18 protein-coding genes are annotated in these 18,928 nt (G+C 73.2%); 12 read left to right on the plus strand and 6 right to left on the minus strand.

Annotation, left to right across the window (positions count from 1 at the left end; translation table 11 throughout):
• Positions 1 to 18: 18 nt before the first annotated feature.
• On the minus strand, positions 19 to 588 hold the full coding sequence (locus tag M2302_RS25070; protein ID WP_280840298.1) for a TetR/AcrR family transcriptional regulator: 570 nt from the start codon (positions 586 to 588) through the stop codon (positions 19 to 21).
• Positions 589 to 702: 114 nt separating this feature from the next.
• On the opposite strand from M2302_RS25070, the gene M2302_RS25075 reads away from it, so the two are divergent.
• From M2302_RS25075 to M2302_RS25085, 3 genes are all read left to right on the plus strand, one after another.
• On the plus strand, positions 703 to 891 hold the full coding sequence (locus tag M2302_RS25075) for a hypothetical protein (protein WP_280840299.1): 189 nt from the start codon (positions 703 to 705) through the stop codon (positions 889 to 891).
• Positions 888 to 1,412 (plus strand): DUF2269 domain-containing protein, encoded by a 525-nt coding sequence (locus M2302_RS25080; protein WP_280840300.1) that lies wholly within the window; start codon positions 888 to 890, stop codon positions 1,410 to 1,412. The genes M2302_RS25075 and M2302_RS25080 overlap by 4 nt, the downstream gene beginning before the upstream one ends.
• Before the next feature lie 87 nt (positions 1,413 to 1,499).
• On the plus strand, positions 1,500 to 2,027 hold the full coding sequence (locus tag M2302_RS25085; RefSeq protein WP_280840301.1) for a DUF4396 domain-containing protein: 528 nt from the start codon (positions 1,500 to 1,502) through the stop codon (positions 2,025 to 2,027).
• Positions 2,028 to 2,176: 149 nt separating this feature from the next.
• On the opposite strand, the gene M2302_RS25090 is transcribed toward M2302_RS25085, so the two are convergent.
• The 3 genes from M2302_RS25090 to M2302_RS25100 form a co-directional block, all read right to left on the minus strand.
• A complete protein-coding gene (locus tag M2302_RS25090) occupies positions 2,177 to 3,367 on the minus strand; it encodes a GNAT family N-acetyltransferase (protein ID WP_280840302.1) in 1,191 nt (396 codons plus the stop codon).
• 115 nt (positions 3,368 to 3,482) lie between these two features.
• Positions 3,483 to 4,481, minus strand: a complete 999-nt coding sequence (gene cydB / locus M2302_RS25095) for a cytochrome d ubiquinol oxidase subunit II (RefSeq protein WP_280840303.1) — start codon at positions 4,479 to 4,481, stop codon at positions 3,483 to 3,485.
• A gap of 13 nt (positions 4,482 to 4,494) precedes the next feature.
• Positions 4,495 to 5,910 carry a cytochrome ubiquinol oxidase subunit I gene (locus tag M2302_RS25100; protein ID WP_280840316.1) on the minus strand — a complete coding sequence of 472 codons (1,416 nt, stop codon included), beginning with the start codon at positions 5,908 to 5,910 and terminating at the stop codon, positions 4,495 to 4,497.
• Positions 5,911 to 6,087: 177 nt separating this feature from the next.
• On the opposite strand from M2302_RS25100, the gene M2302_RS25105 reads away from it, so the two are divergent.
• On the plus strand, positions 6,088 to 6,864 hold the full coding sequence (locus M2302_RS25105) for a lysophospholipid acyltransferase family protein (RefSeq protein WP_280840304.1): 777 nt from the start codon (positions 6,088 to 6,090) through the stop codon (positions 6,862 to 6,864).
• Between the two features lie 22 nt (positions 6,865 to 6,886).
• On the opposite strand, the gene M2302_RS25110 is transcribed toward M2302_RS25105, so the two are convergent.
• Positions 6,887 to 7,723, minus strand: coding sequence for a nitroreductase/quinone reductase family protein (locus tag M2302_RS25110; RefSeq protein ID WP_280840305.1), 837 nt, complete (start codon positions 7,721 to 7,723; stop codon positions 6,887 to 6,889).
• 372 nt (positions 7,724 to 8,095) lie between these two features.
• Here M2302_RS25110 and M2302_RS25115 point away from each other — a divergent pair, with 372 nt between their 5' ends.
• Positions 8,096 to 8,938 carry an SDR family NAD(P)-dependent oxidoreductase gene (locus M2302_RS25115; RefSeq protein ID WP_280840306.1) on the plus strand — a complete coding sequence of 281 codons (843 nt, stop codon included), beginning with the start codon at positions 8,096 to 8,098 and terminating at the stop codon, positions 8,936 to 8,938.
• An 18-nt stretch (positions 8,939 to 8,956) separates the two neighbouring features.
• Here M2302_RS25115 and M2302_RS25120 read toward each other — a convergent pair whose 3' ends face one another.
• A complete protein-coding gene (locus tag M2302_RS25120; protein WP_280840307.1) occupies positions 8,957 to 9,787 on the minus strand; it encodes a hypothetical protein in 831 nt (276 codons plus the stop codon).
• A gap of 139 nt (positions 9,788 to 9,926) precedes the next feature.
• On the opposite strand from M2302_RS25120, the gene M2302_RS25125 reads away from it, so the two are divergent.
• The 7 genes from M2302_RS25125 to M2302_RS25155 all read left to right on the plus strand — a co-directional run.
• Positions 9,927 to 10,694: a glycerophosphodiester phosphodiesterase gene (locus tag M2302_RS25125; protein WP_280840308.1), complete on the plus strand. Its 768-nt coding sequence runs from the start codon at positions 9,927 to 9,929 to the stop codon at positions 10,692 to 10,694.
• Positions 10,695 to 10,709: 15 nt separating this feature from the next.
• Positions 10,710 to 12,098, plus strand: coding sequence for an MFS transporter (locus M2302_RS25130; protein ID WP_280840309.1), 1,389 nt, complete (start codon positions 10,710 to 10,712; stop codon positions 12,096 to 12,098).
• A gap of 88 nt (positions 12,099 to 12,186) precedes the next feature.
• The gene (locus tag M2302_RS25135) at positions 12,187 to 12,858 is read left to right on the plus strand and encodes a thymidine kinase (RefSeq protein WP_280840317.1); all 672 of its coding nucleotides are present in this window, start codon (positions 12,187 to 12,189) and stop codon (positions 12,856 to 12,858) included.
• Positions 12,859 to 13,767: 909 nt separating this feature from the next.
• Positions 13,768 to 14,919: a hypothetical protein gene (locus tag M2302_RS25140; protein WP_280840310.1), complete on the plus strand. Its 1,152-nt coding sequence runs from the start codon at positions 13,768 to 13,770 to the stop codon at positions 14,917 to 14,919.
• Positions 14,916 to 17,936, plus strand: a complete 3,021-nt coding sequence (locus M2302_RS25145) for an ATP-binding protein (protein WP_280840311.1) — start codon at positions 14,916 to 14,918, stop codon at positions 17,934 to 17,936. The genes M2302_RS25140 and M2302_RS25145 overlap by 4 nt, the downstream gene beginning before the upstream one ends.
• Positions 17,937 to 17,939: 3 nt before the next feature.
• Positions 17,940 to 18,596 (plus strand): hypothetical protein, encoded by a 657-nt coding sequence (locus M2302_RS25150; protein ID WP_280840312.1) that lies wholly within the window; start codon positions 17,940 to 17,942, stop codon positions 18,594 to 18,596.
• Between the two features lie 114 nt (positions 18,597 to 18,710).
• Positions 18,711 to 18,928 (plus strand): hypothetical protein (locus M2302_RS25155; RefSeq protein ID WP_280840313.1); only part of this gene is annotated, 218 nt, incomplete at its 3' end.

The raw sequence follows: 18,928 nt of genomic DNA on the forward strand, positions 1-18,928 counted from the left end.
CGGCCGTGGCCCGGCGGGTCAGGGGCCGGGGCGCAGGCCGGCGAGGGTCAGTGTGACCAGGCGGGTCACCGCGTCGTCGGTGTCCAGCGTGCTCGCGGCGGCGAGGGCGTGCAGGCAGTAGGCGGCCAGTTCGCCGGTGGGGATGTCGTCGCGGACGGCGCCGGCGTCAGCGGCGGCGGTGAGCAGGTCGGCGACGAAGGTGGACAGCTGCTGGTGCGCGCTGTCGACGTGTGGGGCGCGGTGCAGCATCGCGGCGAGGTCGCCGCCGTGGCGGTGTCGCGACATCCGGGCGTAGCTGCGCAGGACCGTGTGCAGTCGCGTCACCGGGTCGGCGGTGCTGTCGGCGACCTCGACGAGGTGGGTCAGGTGTCGGGTGACCTGCCGTACGTGCCAGGCGATCAGGATCGCCTGGACGTCGGGAAAGTACTTGTAGAGGGTGGCTCGGCCGATGCCGGTGACCGCGGCGATGCGCGACATGGTCACCCCGGCCGGCCCGTGTTCGGCCACCAATGCCGCGGTGGCGTCGAGGGTCGCGTCACGCACCGCGGCCCGGTGCGCCTCGATCGTGTCGTTCCACAGCTTCGGCACCCCGGCATCATACATACCGACACGTCCGCGACAGGATGACTTGACACTTACACATTGTCTCGATAAAGCTGGCCGGGCGTACGGGTAGCAGGGCCAGCGTGACGGGAGACGTGGATGACGGGGCAGCCGCAGGAGCCCGGATCGTCGGGTGTGCCGCGCTGGGTGAAGCTCTTCGGGATCATCGTGGTGGCGCTCCTGGCGCTGTTCGCGATCGCGCAGCTCACCGGCGTCGCCGGCGAGCACGGCCCGGGCCGGCACTCCCCGGCCGGCGCCTCGGCGGCGGCGCCGGCGGGTCAGCGGTGACGCTGCCGCCGGCCGCGCGCAGGGCGGCGCTGACCGTGCACGTCACCGCCTCGGTGGGTTGGCTCGGCGCGGTCGTGGTGTTCCTCGTCCTCGCGGTGGCGGCGCTACGCAGCACCGACACCGCCGTGATCCGGGCCGGGTACGTCGCGATGGACCTGACCGCCCGGCTCGTGATCGTCCCGCTCGCGCTCGCGGCGCTGGCCAGCGGCCTGGTGTTGTCGCTGGGCACCGCGTGGGGCCTGCTCCGGCACTGGTGGGTACTGATCAAGTTCGGGTTGATCGTGGTGGCCACGGTGGTGCTGCTGCTGCAGTTGGGCTCGATCGGCGCGCTCGCCGACGCCGCGGTCGGTCCGGGCCTGGCGGGCGGACGGTGGCGGGAGGCGCGGATCTCGCTGGTCGTGCACGCCGCGGGCGGGCTGCTGGTGCTGCTGACCACCACCGTGCTGGCCATCTACAAGCCACGCGGCGTGACCCGCTACGGCCGCCGCCAGGTGTTGCCCGGCCCACCCGCCGCGTCGTAGCCCCGCCCCCGCCCTCTCACCGGCGCGACCACTTCCCAGACATACCCCCCCGGGGTATAGTCGGTGGTGTTGAAGGGAGGCCCGTTCATGGACCACAGCATCCACAACCACCCCGGCGGCGCCGCGCACACCGATCACGGTCACCACCGGCCCGCCTCGGCGGCGGCCACGGCGACGTCATGGGCCATGGCCGCGCAGGCCACCCTGCACTGCCTGACCGGCTGCGCGATCGGTGAGGTGCTCGGCATGGTCATCGGCACCGCGCTGGGCTGGCCCGCCCTGCCCACCGTCGTGCTCGCGGTCGCGTTGGCGTTCGTCTTCGGCTACGCGCTGACGATGCGCGGGGTGCTGCGCGCCGGCGTGGACGTGCGTACCGCGCTGAAGGTGGCGCTGGCCGCCGACACCGTGTCGATCGCCGTGATGGAGTTCCTCGACAACGCCGTCATGCTCGCCGTACCGGGCGCGATGGAGGCCGGGCTGACCAGCTGGGTGTTCTGGGCGTCGCTGGCGTTCGCGCTGCTGGTGGCGTTCGTGCTCACCACGCCGATCAACCGGTGGCTGATCTCGCGCGGCAAGGGCCACGCCGTCGTGCACGCCTACCACCACGCGCACTGACGCGGCACCCCGGCGGCCGGGCCACCGCCCTGCGGGGCGGGCGGCCCGGCCGCCGTCCGGGCGGGCTCCACGGCCCCGCCCGGGGATGGCACCATCGCCGGCGGGAGGCGGCAGGTCGGCGGGCGAGGCGCTGCGGGGTGGTGCGCCACTCAGAAGTAGTCGAGCAGGTGCGCCGCTCCCCCGGCCGCCAGCAGGTCCAGCGCGCGCGGGTCGGTGCCGGTGGCGTGCAGCAGGCCGGCGTCGGCGACGGACGCCGCGGTGCTGGCGCCGCTGTAGAGCAGGGCGAAGCCGCGTACGGACAGGTGCAGGTCGACCTCGGCGGTGACGCGGGTGAGTTCGGCGGCGCCGTCGGCGACCGCCAGCCGCCAGGTGCCGGTGTTCCACTCGGCGAGGTCGTCGGTGAGGGTGAACTCGACGGTGCCGCGGGCGTGGGCGGGCCAGCCGCGGGCGGCGACGGCGCGGGTGACGTCGACGGGCCGGTGCATCCACGGTTCCTGTTCGTGTTCGCGGACGGCTTCCAGCGGCAGGTGCGCGCTGACGGCGTCGCCGTCGAGCAGGCGCAGCCGCACCGTGGGGGTGACGCTGTGCCAGCTGGCGAGGACGCCGGCGAGTTCCCGGGCGGCGTCGGCGGTGGTGGCCAGGACGTCGTGGACGGTGAGCACGGCGTCGTCGCCGTAGCCGCGGCCGCGGTCCCAGCTGGCGTAGCCGACGAGGTGCCCGTCGTCCTCGACGAGGGTGAGCCCGTCGAAGGGCAGGGTGTCGGCGGTGGTGTGCGGGTCGAAGAGGTCACCGCGGCGGGTGAGCAGCCCGCGCCGGTCCCGGGCGAGGCGTTCGTAGAGGGCGACGACGGCCGGCATGTCGGCGGGCGTGCCCGCGCGGGCGCTCAGGTGCGCCGCCGGGCGGTGCCGGGGCAGCGCCACCGTGGGCACGTCGACGGTGCGCATCACTCCGGCGACGTCCCAGCCGCAGGCGCGGTAGGGGGCGGTGACGGTGGGAAACAGCGCGCTGACGGCGGCGCCACGGTCGTGGGCGCCGCGCAGCAGGCCGGTGAGCAGGGCGCGGGCCACGCCCCGGCCGCGGGCCTCGGGGGCGACGGCGACCCCGGCGACGTCGGCGGCCGGCACGGCCCGCCCGGACCACCACTGCTCGTGGTGCAGGTCGACGGCCTTGCCGAGGAGCCGGCCGGTGTCGTCGAAGGCCCCGTAGCGGGTCAGGCCGGGCACCGCGACGGTGGCGTGCGGCGCCGGTTGCGGGTCGGAGCCGAAGGCGCGCCGACCCAGGTGCCAGGCGTCGGTGAGGTCGTCGACGGTGAGCTCACGCACGTGCGGGGGGCTGGCCATCGGCCCACCATAGCGGCGCGGATCTTGAGGGTGGGCGGATTTTCCGGCGGGGAACAGCCCGCGGGGCCGGTGCGACCCCCTCGCCCGGCCCCGCGTCCCGCACCCCCGCAGGTTCTCAGTGCTGCGGGATGTTCACTACCCCGATCCGCTTGCGGAACACCCAGTACGTCCAACCCTGGTAGGCCAGCACGATCGGGGTGAAGACCACCGCCACCCAGGTCATGATCTTCAGCGTGTAGGGGGTGGAGGCGGCGTTGGTGGCGGTGAGCGTGCCGGCGGCGTCCAGGGTGGAGGGCAGCACGTTCGGGAACAGCGCCGCGAACAGGGTCGCCACGGCCAGGCCGATCGCCACGGCGGTGCCGGTGAACGCCCAGCCCTCCCGGCGTACCCGGGCGGCGGCGAGTGCGCCGAGCAGGGCCAGGGCCGCGCCGACGGCGAACACGACGGCGGCGGTGCTGGAGCGGATGCTCAGCGTCCAGGTCAGGAACGCCACCGCGGCCACCGCGGTGCCCACGCCCAGGCGCACGGCGAGGGCGCCGGCCCGCTGCCGGATCTCGCCGGTGGTCTTCAGGGCGAGGAACACCGCGCCGTGGGTGAGGAACAGCGCCGCGGTGGTCACCCCGCCGAGCAGCGCGTACGGGTGCAGCAGGTCGACCAGGCCGCCGACGTACTCGTGGTCGGCGTCCAGCGGCACGCCGCGCAGGATGTTGGCGAAGGCGACGCCCCACAGCACCGCCGGTACGACGGAGCCGACGAAGATCGCCGTGTCCCAGCGGCGCTTCCAGGACGCCTCGGGGCGCTTGTGCCGGTACTCGAAGGCCACGCCCCGGGCGATCAGGGCGAGCAGGATCAGCAGCAGCGGCAGGTAGAAGCCGGAGAAGAGGGTGGCGTACCACTCGGGGAAGGCGGCGAACATGGCGCCGCCGGCGGTGATCAGCCAGACCTCGTTGCCGTCCCAGACCGGGCCGATGGTGTTGATCAGGACGCGGCGTTCCCGGTCGTCGCGGCCGAGGACGGGCAGCAGCATGCCGACGCCGAAGTCGAAGCCTTCGAGGATGAAGTAGCCGGTGAAGAGCACGGCGACGAGGAGAAACCAGATGGTCGTCAGTTCCACGGTGGGCTCCGGGTCAGTAGGCGAAGGCGAGCGGGCGCTCGGCGTCGTCGTGGCTGTCGTCGATGGCGGGATCGGGGGTGAGGTCGGGTACGCCGGCGCGGGCGTAGCGGACGAGCAGCTTGAACTCGATGACGGCGAGGGTGGCGTAGATCAGGGTGAAGGCGGTGAACGAGGTGAGCACCTCGGTCAGCGAGACGCTGCGGGACACGCCGTCGCGGGTGAGCATCTCGCCGAAGACGATCCAGGGCTGGCGGCCCATCTCGGTGAAGATCCAGCCGAAGGAGTTGGCGAGCAGGGGCAGCACCGGCATGACCAGGCCGGCGCGCAGCAGCCAGCGGCTGGTGGGGGTGCGGCCCTTGCGCTGGGACCAGAGCACCAGCAGGGCGATCGCGGCGGCGGCCAGCCCGAAGGCGATCATGAAGCGGAAGCTCCAGTAGGTGACCGGGATGATCGGGGTGTAGCTGCCGGCGCCGTACTGGCTGGCGTACTGGGCCTGCAGGTCGTTGATGCCGTGCACGGTGCCGTTCGGGTCGCCGGTGCCCAGGTACGACAGCAGGTACGGGATCTTGATGGCGAACAGCTCGCGGCTGCCGTCGAGGCTGCCGACGGTGAGTACGGAGAACGAGGCGGGGCTCTCGGTGGTGTAGAGGCCCTCGGCGGCGGCCATCTTCATCGGCTGCACCTGCGTCATGATCTTGCCCTGGATGTCGCCGGTGATCACGACCAGGGTGGCGGAGACCAGCACCACCCAGGAGCCGAACTTGGTGGCGAACCGGTACGCCCCGGTGTCGGCGCTGCCGCGGTTGCGCATCATGTGCCACAGCCCGACGGTGACCACCAGCGAGCCGGCGACCAGGAACGAGCCGGCCAGGGTGTGCGGGAAGGTGATCAGGGCGACCTTGTTGGTGAGCACGGCGACGAAGTCGGTGAGTTCGGCGCGGCCGGTGTCGGGGTTGATCCGGTAGCCGACCGGGTTCTGCATGAACGAGTTCGCGGCGAGGATGAAGTAGGCGCTGAGGTTGGTGCCGATCGCGGCGACCCAGATGCTGGCCAGGTGCGCCCGCTTGGGCAGCCGGTCCCAGCCGAAGATCCACAGACCGATGAAGGTCGACTCCAGGAAGAACGCGACCAGCGCCTCGATCGCGAGGGGGGCGCCGAAGATGTCGCCGACGAAGCGGGAGTAGTCGCTCCAGTTCATGCCGAACTGGAACTCCTGCACGATGCCGGTGACCACGCCCATCGCGAAGTTGATCAGGAAGAGCTTGCCGTAGAACTTGGTGAGCTTGAGGTAGCGCTCGTTGCCGGTGCGGTGCCACAGCGTCTGGAGGATGGCCACCAGCACCGACAGGCCGATGGTCAGCGGCACGAATAGGAAGTGGTAGACGGTGGTGACACCGAACTGCCAGCGGGCGACGTCCAACGCGTCCACCAGTAACCCCCAGCTGTTCATACTACGAGACGTAGTAAATACTACTGCGCGTCGTAGAGATGGGGGCAGGGCCGGGGGTCCCGACCCGCCCCGGGACCAATGACCCTGATCACCTCTGCCGCACGGCCCGGGATCGGTGCCCGCCCTCACCCGGCGGCGTGCGACCATCCAGCACTGATGGACACCCCGACCGCCCCCTGGCGGCCGCCGCTGTTCTGGCGCGCCGTACAGGTCCTCGCCCGCCTCCTCGTCGCCCTGCTGGCCCGGCTGGAGGTCAGCGGCGACGTGCCCGAGCACCTGCGCCGCGGCCCGCTGATCCTGGCCGCCAACCACATCAGCCCGTTCGACCCGGCCGTCCTCGCCGCGGCCTGCCAGACCCGCGGCATCGCCCCCCGGATCATGGCCACCGGCGGGCTCTTCCGCGCCCCGGTCGTCGGGTCGCTGATGCGCCACGCCGGGCACCTGCGCGTCGACCGGGGCACCGCCGGGGTGCACCGGGCCCTCGACGACGCCGCCGCGGCCGTGGCGCGCGGCTCGGTGGTGCTGGTCTACCCGGAGGGCCGCATCGGCCTCGATCCGGGCCTGTGGCCCGAGCGGGGCAAGACCGGCGCCGCCCGGCTCGCCCTGGCCTGCGGCGCCCCGATCATCCCCGTCGCCCAGTGGGGTTCGCACGAGGTGCTGCCCTACCGGACGCCTGAGGGCATGCTGCCCGGCATCGCCCGGTCGCTGCTGCGCCGACCGGTGATCCGGGTGCGCTTCGGCGACCCGCTGGACCTGCACGACCTGACCCACGGCGCGCCCGGCGCCGCCCGCCGGGGCACCGACCGGATCATCGACGCGATCACCGACACCCTGACGCCGCTGCGCCGCGACGAGCCGGACCGCCCCCGCCACGTCGACCCGGGCCGCCCCGTCGACACCAGCCGCGCCCACCGCCGCCGCCCGGCGGCCTGACCCCCGCCGGGCGGCGACGACGTCACCCGCCGGCGGCGTTCAGGATCGGCACCAGCTGCTCCTCCTCGTACGCCAGGTGCGCCCGCACCTGGTCGGTCAGGCGGTCCACCTCCTGGCCCAGCGCGTCGCGGTCGGCGGCGGGAGTGGCCAGGACGGCACGCAACTCGTCCAGCAACGCCGCCATCGCCCGGTGCTCGGCGGCGAGGCGGTCGAGCACCGGGGCGAGATCCGGCCGCTCGTCGGCCAGCCAGGCGAAGAGGCCCCCGTCCTCGCGCTGGTGGTGCCCGTGCAGCCCCTCGCAGAGGGTCAGGCAGTTCACCCGCAGCTGCGCGCCGATCGTCGGCCCCGCCGCCGCCACCTCCTGCCGGATCAGGGCAAGTTCGCGGCGAAACGCGTCGTGCACGGCGATCAGCGCCGCGCCCGGGGGGCCGGGCGGCGGGCTCGGCGGGCCGGGCAGCGGCTCCAGCGCCACCACCGGCAGCCGACGGCCCGCCCGGTCCTGGTAGTCGGCCCACCCCGGGTCGGCCTCGGCGGCCCGGGCGAAGGCGCGGTCCCGGTCGGCGTCGGGGAGCACCTCGGCGCGGGCCCGGTAGGTGAAGACCCCGTCCTCCACGGTGACCAGCGGGTCGGCCACCAGGTTGCGGAACCACTGCGGGTGTCGCGGCGCGCCCCCGGCGGAGGCGATCACCAGGACCCGATCGCCGTCGGGCAGATAGCCCAGCGGGGTGGTGTGCGGGGCGCCGGTACGCGCCCCGGTGGTGGTGAGCAACAGCAGTCGGGCGCCCTCGAACCAGCCGCCGACACGGCCGGCGTTGGCGCGGAACTCCTCGATGACCTGGGTGTTGACGTCGTTCGGCATGCGGTGTGGCTACTCCGGGCAGATGGGCGCGCCGCGCGGCGGCGCGGTGGGTGCGAAGAGCGGGGAACGCGGACGTCGACGGACGGCACGCGCAGCAGGCGGCACCGACGGCCCGAGCCGTGGTGCGTGTGGATCGCGGAGGCGTCGCGGCGAGGGCGACGGGCGGAGCACACGCGTGGCGGGCCTCGGGCCCACCCGGGGCTCACGCGCCGGCCGGGTGCCCTGTCCGCTCGTGGCCCATGGCCGACCCGGCAGTCACGACATCGACCCTAGTGTCCGCTCCCCGCGCCGGGCAACCCGGAGTTGCCCTCGCGCGGCCCCGAACGGTGAGACCCTGCCCGCAGGCGTTCCACCAGGAGAGGCAGGGCAGACATGAGCGAGCAGACGGTGCTGGTCACCGGCACCTCCACCGGGATCGGGCTGGAGATCGCGCTGGGCTGCGCGCGCGCCGGCTGGCGTACCGTGGCCACCATGCGCGACCTCGGGCGCGCCGACCGGCTGCGCGAGGCCGCCGACGCCGCCGGGGTGGCCGACCTGATCGACGTACGCCCGCTCGACGTCACCGACGCCGACGCGGCCGCCGCCGCCGTGGCCGAGACGGTGGCCGCGTACGGGCGGCTCGACGCGGTGGTCAACAACGCCGGCGCCGGGCACGTCGGCACCCTGGAACAGGAGACCGTCGACGACGTACGGGCCGTCATGGAGGTCAACTTCTTCGGGGTGCTGCACGTCAGCCGGGCCGCGCTGCCGCACCTGCGGGCCTGTCGGGGCCGGCTGGTCACCGTCACCAGCGTCGGTGGGGTGGTCGGTCAGCCGTTCAACGAGGCGTACTGCGCGGCGAAGTTCGCCGTGGAGGGGTTCATGGAGTCCCTCGCGCCGGTCGCGGCGACTGTCGGGGTGACCGTCGCCGTGATCGAACCGGGCGCGGTGGCCAGCGAGTTCGTCGCCAACGTCGGCGTCGACCGGGACCGCGCGATCGAGCGGGCCGGGGTGTACGGGCCGGCGCTGCGCGCGTACCTCGACCGCGGCGCCGGGGTCTTCCCGGCGGCGCAGTCCCCGGCGGACGCCGCCACCGTCGTCGTCGCGGCCGTCACCGGCCCGACCCCGTCGCCACGCACGCAGACCTCGACGACGGCGCGGGAGTTCGTCCGGGTGAAACTGGCCGACCTCGCCGGGACGGCGGTCACCGACCTGACCTCCGGCTGGCTGCGCTGACCCGCCTCAGGGCCTGCGTCAAAGCCCCTGGCCGGCGGCCAGGAAGCGGCGCAGGGAAGTGGTCAGCGCCGCCACGAACCCCTCCCGCACGTCGGCGGCGACCAGGTCCAGCGACAGGTACGGGTTGAGGTCCTCCAGCTCCACCAGCAGCAGCGTCCCGTCGACGGTGCGGCAGGCGTCCACCCGCTGCACGCCGTGGGCGAGGGTGTTCCAGCGCACGAAGCGGCGGGCGAAGTCCAGGTCCGCCCCGGTCGGCGCGTACGGCGCGAGGGCCCAGCGCCGCCGCGGGTCGGGGGCGTGCAGGGCGTACTGGAAGGCGTCGTCGACGAAGTAGAAGGACACCTCGTACCGCAACGGCACCCGCGGCTGGATCAGCGACTGGCCGTCGACCGCCCCGGCGAGCCGGTCGCGGGAAACGAATCGCAGGCCGACGGAGTCCGCGCCGGCGACCGGCTTGACCACGTACTCGTCGGTCGGCGGCAGCCGGTCGACGTCGGCGAGCCGGTCGACGGTCGGGATCACCGGCTCGCCGGCGGCGGTGAGTTCCACCAGGTACCGCTTGCCCGCCATGTCGCCCCGGCCGGTCAGCGGGTTGTACACCCGCACGCCCCCGGCCAGCGCGGCGGCGCGGAACGCCTCGTACGCCTCCCGGTAGGCCAGGACCGGGCCGCTGTTGCGGACCACGACCGCGTCGAAGCGGTCCATCAGGGCGGCCGCGTCGCGGGGATGGCACAGCGCCAGGTCGAAGTCCTCGCGCAGCCGGGAGGTCAGGAAGACGTCCTCGTCGCCGTAGCGGCGGCCCTGCGCCGGGTAGGCCAGGTCGGTGACGAACAGGATGCTGGGCCGCACGCGTCTCCCCCGCCTCACGCCGGTCGCGGCGGGCGCGCCGCGACGTCGCAGGGCACCGTACCGGGTGGCCGGACCGGCGACCCGGGGTGCTCGCCGGCCGGTCGTCCGCGGGCCACCGGGGCGAGGCATACTGCGCTGCGTGCTGACCCGATACGGCTACCTCGACGCGCCCGCGCCGCTGGCCTTCGCCCATCGCGGCGGGGCCGCCGAGGGCGACGAGAACACCGTCGAGGCGTTCGCCCGGGCCGTCGGCCTGGGCTACCGGTACGTCGAGACCGACGTGCACGGCACCGCCGACGGGGTGGCCGTGGTCTTCCACGACGCCACCCTGGAAAGGATCACCGGTGAGCGGGGGCGCATCGCCGATCTGCGCTGGGCGGACCTGGCGTCGGTACGCGTCGGCGGGGCGGCGGTCGTACCTCGGCTCGAGGAGGTGCTGGCCGCGTGGCCGCGGGTGCGGTTCAACATCGACGTGAAGGCCGACGGCGGGGTCGCGCCGACGGTCGAGACGGTGACCCGGGCGGGCGCGGCCGACCGGGTGCTGCTGGCGTCGTTCAGCGACGCCCGGCTGATCCGGCTGCGGGCCCTGACCGAGGGTCGGGTCGCGACCAGCCTCGGCATGCGCGGGGTGGCCCGGCTGCGGGTGGCGTCGCTGCACGGGTGGCGGCTGCGGCTGCCGCCGTCGGTGGTGGCCGCGCAGGTGCCGCCGCGCTACGGGCGGGTGCCGGTGGTGGACCGGCGGTTCCTCGCCTACTGCCACCGGTTGGGGCTGCAGGTGCACGTCTGGACGATCGACGAACCTGCCGAGATGCACGACTTACTTGATCTTGGGGTGGATGGCATCATGACCGATCACGTCGGCGTGCTGCGCGACGTCTACCGCAGCCGCGGCCACTGGGCCGCCTGAACACCGAGGACCCCCATGGCCGAGACCGTCACCCCCGCGGTGCAGGACCCACCGCCGGCGAGCACCCGTCGGGAACGCCGCGGCTGGTACCTCTACGACTGGGCCAACTCGGCGTTCCAGACCACCGTCATCACGGTCTTCCTCGGCCCGTTCCTCACCACCGTCACCGAGCTGGCGGCCGGCTGCGAACTCGGCGCGGACAGCTGCGACGGGTACGTGCACCCGCTCGGCATCCGGGTCGCCGCCGGCTCCTACTACCCGTACCTGATCTCGCTGTCGGTGTTCCTCACCGTCTTCGTGCTGCCGGTCATCGGGGCGATCGCCGACCGGTCGGTACACAAGAAGCGGCTGCTGGCCGGCGCGGCGTTCACCGGCGCGGGCGCGACCATCGCGATGGCCTTCGTCACCGGCGAGCGGTACCTGCTCGGCGGCGCGCTGTTCCTGATCGCCAACATCGCCTTCGGCGCGGCGGTGGTCGTCTACAACTCGTTCCTGCCGCAGCTCGGCGGCCCCGACGAGCGCGACGGCATCTCCAGCCGCGGCTGGGCCATCGGCTACCTCGGCGGCGGCGTGCTGCTGGCGCTGAACCTGGTCGCGGTGACCGTGCTCAGCGAGGAGGGCAACGCCCAGCGCACCCTGGACCTGGCCCGCTGGTCCATCGTGTCCGCCGGCGTGTGGTGGGCGGTGTTCACCCTGGTGCCGCTGCGCTGGCTGCGCGAACGCCCCACCGCCGCGGCGCTGGCCGGCGGCGGCAACGTGCTCACCGACGGTTTCCGGCAGCTCGGCCGCACCCTGCGCGAGATCAAGGCGTACCCGCTGACGCTGTTCTTCCTGCTCTCCTTCCTGGTCTACAACGACGGCATCCAGACCGTGATCACCCTGGCCAGCCAGTACGGCACCGAGGAGCTGAAGCTGGGGCAGAGCACCCTGATCGTGACGATCCTGCTGGTGCAGTTCCTCGCCTTCGGCGGGGCGCTCGCCCTGGGCGCGCTGGCCCGGCGCATCGGCGCGTGGAAGACCGTGCTGCTGTCGCTGGTGCTGTGGACCGGCGTGATCATCGCGGCGTTCCGGCTGCCCGCCGAGGCGCCGCTGCCGTTCATGGCCCTCGGCGCGGCGATCGGCCTGGTCCTCGGCGGCAGCCAGGCGCTGAGCCGGTCGCTGTTCAGCCAGCTCATCCCCACCGGCAAGGAGGGCGAGTACTACGGCTTCTACGAGATCAGCGACAAGGGCACCAGCTGGCTCGGGCCGCTCGCCTTCGGGCTGGTGTTCCAGCTCACCGCCTCCTACCGGGTGGGCCTGGTCTCCCTGCTGATCTTCTTCGTGCTGGGCTTCGCGCTGCTGGCCGCCGTGCCGATCCGCCGGGCCATCCTCGCGGCCGGCAACACCCCACCGAAGGTGCTCTGAGCCGAACCGATCGGGGTGCCTCGATGGACTAGGCTGCCCCGACGTGACCGACGACGCCGCTGCCGCCCCCACCTGCCTGGCCCGACCGCTGCCGGGCCCGGACGAGAACGGCATCGGCTGTGCCGCCGCCCGCGGTGTCGACGGGCGACCGTTGCACGCCGCCGCGCTGAAGTTCTTCTGGGGGCCGATGGACTGCGGCAAGTCCACCATGGCGTTGCAGATGAACTACAACCACGCCCGGCAGGGCCGTCGCGGCCTGGTCACCACCCGCATCGACCGGTCGCTGGGCCCGCAGGTCACCAGCCGCATCGGCCTGGCCCACTCCGCCGTCGAGGTCACCGACTCCCTCGACCTGCGCACGCTGGTCCGCGACACCTGGGCCGAGGGGGTACGCGTCGACTACCTGATCTGCGACGAGGCGTCCTTCTACAACGTCGAGCACGTCGAGCAGATGGCCGAGCTGGTCGACGGCTACGACGTCGACGTGTACGCCTTCGGCCTGGCCACCGACTTCCGGTCCTGCCTCTTCCCCGCCGCGCAGCGGCTGTTCGAGCTGGCCGACGAGGTGGCCCGGATCCAGATCGAGGTGCTCTGCTGGTGCGGCCGGGAGGGGCTGCTCAACGCCCGGGTGGTCGACGGGCGGGTGGTCCGCGAGGGCGCGCAGGTCGTCATCGGCGACACCGCGGACAGCGCCGAGGTGCGCTACCAGGTGCTCTGCCGGCGGCACTACCGCTCCGGCGACCTGGGCCCGCGCTCCTAGCCGCGCCGACGACGGCCGGCGGGCCCGGGGGGTCAGATCGGCTGCCCCGGTCGGGTACCGGCTGAGGGTGCGCCCACGAGGACTATGGTCATCGATTCATCGATTCGGGATACTGCTTCGATCCCACCTTCACCACACGAGGTGAACGATGACCGGTTCCGCGGGCGGATCGAAGTATCTGGACTTCCTCTTCGTCGAGGGGGAACGCCTCGGCTGGATCTTCCGCGACCGGAACCGCTACCGCTATCACTTCCCCGAGCCGTACCCGACTCTCGAACCCGTGCGGGACGAGGTCTTCTTCGACGCCGCGACGGCGAAGGTGGACAAGTGGCGCCGGATGCGGCGATGGGTGGGCATCGGCTTCGGCGTGACGGTGGTTCTGCTCTGTCTCGGCATCGTGGGCCAGGGACCGTCCGACCTGCGCGTCATCCTCGCGATAGGGCTCGCGGTGATGGTGGGTGGCGCGTGGCACAGCTGGTCCAACAGTCGCTACGCGGAGGCTGGGCCGGAGCGGGAGCACGAAAAGCAGCTGCGGCGCTACGAGGCCCATTGCGCGTGGTGGGAGGAGCTGCGCGAGCAGTTCGACGCCGAGGAGCGGGAGCGGGTCAGCGGCTATCTCGAATGGGGGGCAGCGCTGCTGCCGCCGACCACCCGCCGGGTCGACATCGTCGGTGGCAGCGCCTGGGGCTGGGAGGCCCTGCTGACCGTGATGGGCGCCTCGATGCTGCGTACCAGGGGCGCGATGACCCTCGTGGACTTCTCCGGCGAGCCCGCCTGCCACGAACTGGTCTGGCTGGCCAGGGCGGCCTCCGTCGACGTCACCGCCGTCCGGCTGCCCGACCAGGTGGGCGAGACCACGCTGCTGTCCGAGGTGGACGGACGGGCCTGGTCGACAGCCTCGTCGAGGCGATGCACGGGGACGCCCCCGCCGGTCGGCGGGCCGACCGCGCGCAGGACGACCGCATCCTGTCGACCGTCTGCCGGGCGCTCGGCGAGGATGTCACGATCCGCAGGATCGCCGCGGCGGTCAGCGTCCTGCTCGACGAGCCGGGCGACTTTCCCGAGCTGAGCGAGGCCGAGCGGGAGCACATCACCGACTCGCTCTTCGCCGACGAGTTCCGGCGCCAGGCCCACCCGAACCTGCGACGGATCGAATCCCATCTGTACCCGCTGCGCGAACTGTTCGCCGCGACCGATCAGGAACAGGGCCGGCACGAGCTGGGGAAACCCGGGTTGACCTGCCTCGTCTACGAGAACGCCGCGTACAACGTCCGGGAGGAGTTGCTCAAGGAACTGGTGTTGCAGGGGTTGGTCCAGCGGCTCGCCTCGCCGGAGCCGTTCGTCGGCCCGTTGGTCGTCGCCGGCGCGGACGACCTCAGCCACCGGCACATCGAGCGGCTGACCGACCTGTGCGTACGCCGCGGGGTCCGACTCGTGTTGATGTTCCGCCACCTGCGGGACTCGGCGGTCCGCGCCGTCGGCGCGGACGTGGTCGCGTTCATGCGCCTGAGCAACCACGAGGAGGCCGCGCGAGCGGCCGACTTCATCGGCCGGCAGCACACCTTCGTCCTCAGCCAGCTCACCCGTACGCTCGGCGGCAGCCAGACCCACTCCCAGGGCGACAGCCTCGGATTCTCCGACCAGACCAGCGGTGCCCTGTGGCAGAAACGCGTCAGCGTCGGCCGGAGCTGGACCCACACCAGGACGGTCGCCGACAGTACGAACTGGAACGAGTCCCAGGGTGAGCAACGGGTGTACGAGTACGTGGTCGAGCCACGCACCCTCCAGGACCTGCCGGACTATGCGTTGATCGAGGTCACCCAGGGCACGGGGAGACTGTCGGTCCGCAGTGTGGAGTGCAACCCGGACATCGTCTCCCTCCCTCGGGTCACCACCGGTCCGCTGCCGGACCTGCCTCTCCCGGATCCGGCGCAGGCGGCGGCCTACCTGTCCGGTGAGCCGGGCACACCGCTGCGGAACCTACCCGGACAACCGCGCCCCGACTACGACGACGACGAGTCCGAGTGGGCCGAGGAGCACTACCCGGAGGGCTGGCGGTGACGCCTCCGGCCGATCCCCGGTCGGACGTACGCGGCTGGCTGGACCACGTGCCGGCGTACCGGATCGTGGAGCTGCCCCGGATGCCCCCGCTGATGGACCGGGCCCGCGGTGATCCGGGGCGCCGGCAGCGGCTGGCCGCCGTCGTCGCGGCGTACCATGCGGCCGCCGCGACCGGAGGCGGTGGCCGCGTCATGGTCGGCTGGTGCCGGCCGGACGAGCAGAGCGGCGTGCACGTCTTCACCGGCGGCGGCGTCGAAGCCGCGGGTACCGCCGCGGCCGCGGGTACCGCCGGTCGGCACCGGTCCAGCCTCTTCGCCGGCTCGGTCGGCCTGGCCTACCCCGCCGGAGGCTTGACCGCGCTGCTCGACGCGCTGCCCTGCTGGACGCGGCTCGTCGGGATGACGGACGGCTTGGTCGAGGAGCGGGACGACCGGGATCCGGCCATCGACCTGCGCCCCCGGCTCGACGACTGCCTGCTCGGCGTCTGGCAGGGCGCGTTCGCCTGGCTGCTGCTCGCCGACCCGGTCCCCGCCGGCGAGGTCGCGGAGCAGGCCCGGCAGCTCGCCGCTCAGGAACGCGACGCCAAGGCCCGGGGCTCGTCGCCCACCCAGGCGGTACGCGCCCTGCGGCTCGGGCGCCGGCACCGGGAACTGGCCGCCGCCGAGACGCTCGGGTGGTGGCGGATCGACCTGTTGGCCGCCGGTACGACGCCGGGGGCCGCCGCGGCCGTGGCGGGCCTGCTCTGCGCGTCGGTCGACCTGCACGGTCTGCCGTACGCCCTGGCGCCCACCCGCGCCTCCGGCGGCCTGACCGACCTGCTCGGGCGGGCCGAGCTGGCCACCGTGACCGGCGAACCGGCACGGTCCCCGGGGCCACGGCCCGTGGTCCCGGGTGGCGCGTTCCTCGGCAGCTCGTCGCTGGTCGCCGCGCTGGCGGTCCCCCCGACGGAGGAGGCGCCCGGAGTGCGCCTGACCGTCCGATCGGAGTTCGACGTCACCCCGGAGACCACCGCCGTCGAGGTACGGCAGCCCGCGGCCGCACGGGCGGGGAATGACGTCCGCGCTGAGTCGATGGCGATCGGTGTCGTGCTCGACCGGCACGGCAACGTGGGCGACCAGTTGCGGATACCGCTGAGCAGTCTCAACCGGCACACCTTCGTCTGCGGCGCGACCGGGGCGGGCAAATCGCAGACCGTACGGCACCTGCTCGAACAGGCCGCCGCGGTGGGGCTGCCCTGGCTGGTGATCGAGCCGGCGAAGGCCGAGTACCGGCGGATGGCCAACCGGCTGCGGCGGGCGAGCGTCGTCGTGGTCCGCCCCGGCGAGGGTACGGCGCCACCCGCGGGGTTCAACCCGCTGCGGCCGGTGCCCGGCTTCCCGCTGCAGACCCACGCGGACCTGGTCCGTGCCCTGTTCCTCGCCGCCTTCGACGCGGACGAGCCCTTTCCCCAGGTACTCGGCGCCGCCCTGGCACGTTCGTACGAGCAGCTCGGGTGGGACCTGGCCCTGGGTGAGCCGCGGCTGCCCGGGCACCGGCCGCGCTATCCGACCCTGGGTGACCTGCAACAGGTGGCGGAGGAGGTGGTGGACCAGATCGGGTACGGCCGCGAGGTCGCCGACAATGTCCGCGGCTTCATCCGGGTCAGGTTGGCCAGCCTGCGGCTGGGTACGACGGGCGGCTTCTTCGAGGGCGGCCACCCCATCGACGTCGCGCGCCTGCTGGACTCGAACGTCGTCTTCGAGATCGAGGACGTCGGTGACGACCGGGACAAGGCGTTCCTCATGGGGGTCCTGCTCATCCAGCTGACCGAGTACCTGCGGGTGCGGGTACGCCGGGAGGATCGCCCCGCCGGAGTGACCCTGCGACACCTGAGCGTCTTCGAGGAGGCGCACCGGCTGCTGCGGCGCACTGACCGCCCAGGCCCGGCCGCGCACGCGGTGGAGCTGTTCGCCGGCCTGCTGGCGGAGATCCGCGCGTACGGGGAGGGCCTGGTGATCGCCGAGCAGATCCCGGAGAAACTCGCCCCGGACGTCATCAAGAACACCGCGGTGAAGGTCATCCACCGGTTGCCCGCGCGGGACGACCGGGACGCCGTCGGCGCGACGGTCAACCTCACCGACCGTCAGTCGGAGTTCGTCGTGACGCTGCCGCCCGGCGTCGGCGCGGTCTTCACCGACGGCATGGACCACCCGGTGCTCGTCCGCGTGCCGGACGGAACCGATCGTGAGACGGCCCTGCCGGCCGCCACCACAGACCCGTCGGAGATCATCGGCCGTCGCAGCGCCAGCTGCGGCGCTGCCTGCCTGGCCCAGCCCTGCACCCTGCGGGACATGCGCCGGGCGCAACTGCTGCTGGCGGACCTGCCCTGGTTGGGGCTCTGGGCCGAACTGGCGGTACTGGGGCACCTCACCGGCTGGCCCACCCCGGCCCTCCGCGCGGAGCTGATCCAGGTCCTGCACATGATGCCGGCGCGGCTGCGCGAGTGCGCCCTGTCGCACGCGGTCGACGGTGCGGTCGCCGCGCGGTCCGCGCAACTGTCGAGCCGATGCGACCCTGACGAGCTGGTGAAGCACGTCGTCGACTCGCTGCACTGGACGGCGTTCGGCGGCGGGCACTGCGCGGAGCAGGAGCCCGACTTCCTGGCGCACCGGTACCGCTGGGCGGTGCTGCGCGACGACCTGCGGGCCGAGGCGGCCGGAGCGGCGGCCGGAGCCGGACGCTCCGCGCGAAGCCCCGAGTGGGCGCGACGGTACGGCGTGGAGATCCCGGGCCGTACCGTGACCGAGCAGTTCGGCGCCGTCTCGGAGTTGTTCGACCTCGACCAGCGGGATCGGGCAGCCTGCCAGGTCGTTGCCTTCGGGTCCCGTACGCCGTCGGTGGTTGAGACGGCCGTGGGGGCGGAGTACGACACCCCCTCCTGGCCCGACCGGCTCGCCGAGGCCGTCGACACCCACTTCGCCGCCTGCCGATGGCCGATGCGGGTCCTCGCCAGCGGCCGATATGCCAGAAGGGTGTGACAGATGGGTCCACGCTGGGACGACCCGCTGCACGTGGCCGGACGGCCGGACGACGACGACCGCCGCGACCCGCGACGCGCCGAGAACACCGAACGGGGCGAGGATCGTGACCGGGCGGAACGGTCGCCTGAGCAGGGCGATGGGCGGGACGCCGGAGGTCCGGGCACGCGGGGGGCGGGGCCGGCGGAGACGCTGGACCGGGCCGAGGAGCGGGCGGCGACCGCCGACGCGTCGCTGCGAGAGCGGTTGCAGGCCGGGGCGCACCGGGCGGGCGAGGTCGTGGCGGCCGGCGCCGGAACACTCCTGGTCTCGGCGGCCAGCATCTTCGGTTGGCAGAAGACGGACGACAAGCTGCCGGAGGCCGTACGGACCGCGACGACAGCCGCGGAGATCGTCGAAGAAGGGGCGTCGGGCGCCAAGGAGAGAAGGAACCGCGAGGATGCGGTGGAGGAACCCAACCGGGATGTCGACCCGCAGGAGCAACTGCCGCCGGAGAGGGAAGGTGAGCGGCCGGCGGTGCAGTCGCCGGTGGTGGACCGGGCAGCTGACCCCGCTGACGGTGTCGAGCCCGCCGGCGGGTTCGACATGACCGTCGAGGTCGATCTCCCCGGCCGAGCTCCGGCCGAGGGGTGCCACCCGGGCGCCCCGGACGACAACTGAGCTAGTGCCGTGTCCACAAACGTTGGCCGGGTGGGTCGGGTTGGGAGAATGTCGTAGGGGTGGTGTTGGCTTCGGTTTATGCCTCGCCGTCGGGATCCCGCCGCGGAGCGGGTCGTGTACCGCACCGCGCGTGTCGCTGTGCGGGTCACGCCCGGCCAGCGGCGCCGGTGTTTCGGACTGCTGCGCTCCGCCGGTGACGTGTGGGCGTGTGTGGTGGAGGTCAACGCGTGGCGGCGCCGCCGCTGGGACACGCCGCTGGCCGGCTATCAGCAGTTGTGTCGCGAGCTGGCGGCATCCGGGCCGGGCACGTTCGCCGAGTTGAACTCTGTGGG

It is taken from the genome of Micromonospora sp. A200, from assembly GCF_029893845.1.
Classification (GTDB): domain Bacteria; phylum Actinomycetota; class Actinomycetes; order Mycobacteriales; family Micromonosporaceae; genus Micromonospora; species Micromonospora purpureochromogenes.

Coding starts and splice junctions, on each gene's coding strand:
- M2302_RS25075 (WP_280840299.1), top strand. CDS start 703: ATGACGGGGCAGCCGCAGGAGCCCGGATCGTCGGGTGTGCCGCGCTGG.
- M2302_RS25085 (WP_280840301.1), top strand. CDS start 1,500: ATGGACCACAGCATCCACAACCACCCCGGCGGCGCCGCGCACACCGAT.
- M2302_RS25090 (WP_280840302.1), bottom strand. CDS start 3,367: ATGGCCAGCCCCCCGCACGTGCGTGAGCTCACCGTCGACGACCTCACC.
- M2302_RS25105 (WP_280840304.1), top strand. CDS start 6,088: ATGGACACCCCGACCGCCCCCTGGCGGCCGCCGCTGTTCTGGCGCGCC.
- M2302_RS25110 (WP_280840305.1), bottom strand. CDS start 7,723: ATGCCGAACGACGTCAACACCCAGGTCATCGAGGAGTTCCGCGCCAAC.
- M2302_RS25115 (WP_280840306.1), top strand. CDS start 8,096: ATGAGCGAGCAGACGGTGCTGGTCACCGGCACCTCCACCGGGATCGGG.
- M2302_RS25130 (WP_280840309.1), top strand. CDS start 10,710: ATGGCCGAGACCGTCACCCCCGCGGTGCAGGACCCACCGCCGGCGAGC.
- M2302_RS25140 (WP_280840310.1), top strand. CDS start 13,768: ATGCACGGGGACGCCCCCGCCGGTCGGCGGGCCGACCGCGCGCAGGAC.
- M2302_RS25150 (WP_280840312.1), top strand. CDS start 17,940: ATGGGTCCACGCTGGGACGACCCGCTGCACGTGGCCGGACGGCCGGAC.